Below are 2436 nucleotides of genomic sequence, written 5' to 3'. Positions count from 1 at the left end.
TCAAAGATAGCTATGCAGCGGCGGTAATGCTCGCTTGTGTCTTTATCTGGTTGCCCCTGATTTGAATTCTATACACACCCTAGTGAAAACCATTAACGGTTTGCCGTTTATTGATGGGGCATGTCATGATTCGTGAGATGCCTCATACAGCATGATTAAAATACCTTATAATGAAACTTCTATCCCAGAACCTGTTAATAATGTACATTGAGTAGCCATCCATGAGCAACGCGTTATTTCAAATTTTTGACTTGGTCACTACCTTCGCCATGATGTTAGTGTTTATTCGTTTCATGCTACAATTTGCAGGAATGGATGCTAGCAATCCGATGGTTGCCCCTGCTTACAAAGCGACCCATGTTGTTGATGTTTTTGGGCGCATATTCCCCACGGTTGCAGACGGTCGTATCAGTCTTGCGGCTATTGTATTGATGTTTTTGATTCGCTTAATTGACATCTCTGGTAAAGCTGCACTGACGCATCAAGGCATTGCTCCTGTACCATTGTTCTTTACTGGTACGACCAGTTTGATTTTAGACTTTTTGCGTATGTGTCGCTATTTGGTGATTGGCTCGATTATCGTCAGTTGGATTGTGGTATTTACCAGATCTGATCATCCGATAATCGGCATAATCATGCAGCTGGCAGAGCCGATCTTGGCACCATTTCGTCGCATCACGCCAAACTTGGGTATGCTTGATTTGTCACCAATGGTTGCCTTTTTGGCCTTTTGGTTGCTCGAGATATTGATTGGTGGTTTGACTGCCAACTTTATGCAAATGTTAGGTTAATCTTCTCTAATCTAAGTTACTAAAGCAAAGGCGTTACAGTATTCAAATGAAAAGGCGCTCTATCTGAGATAGAGCGCCTTTTTAGTGGCTGTTTGTGAGCCAATAAGCGCTTAGCAACTTAGCAACTTAGCAGCTTAAGAGCGGATAAAGCGATTTGGTATCAACTGGGCTTTGCTATCATCAGGGTGCGGTACGTCAGCCGCCCGTAGTGTTTGGGTTATCCAGTTGTCTGCTGAGGTAACGGCATCGATAAGTGTGTCACCCATTGCCAACCGTCCGGCGATGAAGCTTGCTAGCGAGCAGCCGGAACCATGGAACTCACCATTGAGGCGTGGCAAAGTACTTTGATGAACCATCTCACCCTTTATATAAAGATACTGCTTGATGTCGCCGCTCTCAAAGTCATGCGAGGTTTTGACCAATACGGCATGAGCACCTTGGGCGCATAGTTTTTGTGCACCGATATGCAAGTCCTCTTCACCACTCAGCGCACGTAGCTCATGCGTATTTGGTGTGATCAAAGTAGAGTAAGCAATGAGTTCTCTAAACGCGGTTACTAAGGTTTGCTCATCGCCCAAACTGCCACCACTATTTGCGACCAATACTGGATCCAATACAAATGGCGTATCGGCAGCAATCCTGTGCTCGGCAAATAAGCGAGTCAGCATGGCAATGTTGTCAGTGGTACCCAGCATACCGGATTTGATAACCTGAACAGGTAGATCATCAAGTACTGCCATGGCCTGATTCTTTACGAGACTGGCTGCACAAGCTTCAAAACCAAGTACTTGCTGTGAGCTTTGAATGGTGACTGCCGTACAAGCGATGGCGGCATGCGCACCTGCTTGACCAACGGCTTCTATGTCTGCTTGTAACCCAGCACCACCTGATGGATCCAATCCTGAAAAACAAAGTACCACTGGTCGCATAAAACCTCCTGATCTTTATTGCATAAATAAATAGTAGAGCGTGTTAAACATTTATAAACGTCTTTACCAATGCCATGGTCGAATATTCAACATACCCTGAACACTATAGCCATCCCTTACTAAAAAATCCATAGTCATACAGCCGTCGTAGTAAATAGCAGCGCGGTACAGTGAAATCGGGTTTGTTCTGCTGCTATATAGAAAGTTATAACGATACGACGAGAGTAGAGTAAGGTGTGTTTTGGGGGATAATCGAAAAATAGCTGACGAAAATCTCGATACTTAATACTCGACACTTAATATTCGACACTCGATGTTCAATGCACTGTTGTTTTTGTTGGGCTTTGATTTATCTGGTGTTTATGACTATTTGAAAGATAAAAAGCACCCTAGGAAAGAGACGAAATTATTTAAACCAATAATTATGATAAAAGCAGGATTAAATTGGTAGACAACGCTTGCAATTCAATTTTGCTTTGTTATAATAATCGCCCACGACATGAGACGCATCACTAGCATGATGCTGTATTTATATGTTTTATAAGTGTCTTATTTCGTTAGGTGAAGTGGGTGAGTGGCTGAAACCAGTTCCCTGCTAAGGAACCATACGTGTAAGCGTATCGAGGGTTCGAATCCCTCCTTCACCGCCATTTATTCAGTTGTTATTAGAGTAGTAACGCAGCATACTGTCGTTAATTTTGGTTTATCAGATTAAT

2 protein-coding genes and 1 tRNA gene are annotated in these 2436 nt (G+C 43.1%); 2 read left to right on the top strand and 1 reads right to left on the bottom strand.

The window, feature by feature from the left end; genetic code table 11:
• The first annotated feature begins 221 nt into the window (after window positions 1–221).
• Complete coding sequence (locus tag L0J61_RS10530; RefSeq protein WP_301466391.1) at window positions 222–791, top strand: YggT family protein; 570 nt, start codon at window positions 222–224, stop codon at window positions 789–791.
• 134 nt (window positions 792–925) lie between these two features.
• Here the strand turns inward: L0J61_RS10530 and L0J61_RS10525 are convergent, their stop codons facing one another.
• Window positions 926–1720 (bottom strand): hydroxymethylpyrimidine/phosphomethylpyrimidine kinase, encoded by a 795-nt coding sequence (locus tag L0J61_RS10525; RefSeq protein ID WP_301466390.1) that lies wholly within the window; start codon window positions 1718–1720, stop codon window positions 926–928.
• A 560-nt stretch (window positions 1721–2280) separates the two neighbouring features.
• Here L0J61_RS10525 and L0J61_RS10520 point away from each other — a divergent pair.
• Window positions 2281–2370, top strand: a tRNA-Ser gene (locus tag L0J61_RS10520).
• Window positions 2371–2436 lie beyond the last annotated feature (66 nt).

Origin of the sequence: Psychrobacter sp. (assembly GCF_030457785.1) — a bacterium.
Classification (GTDB): Bacteria; Pseudomonadota; Gammaproteobacteria; order Pseudomonadales; family Moraxellaceae; genus Psychrobacter.
This window is presented reverse-complemented; position numbering and strand designations above follow the sequence as displayed.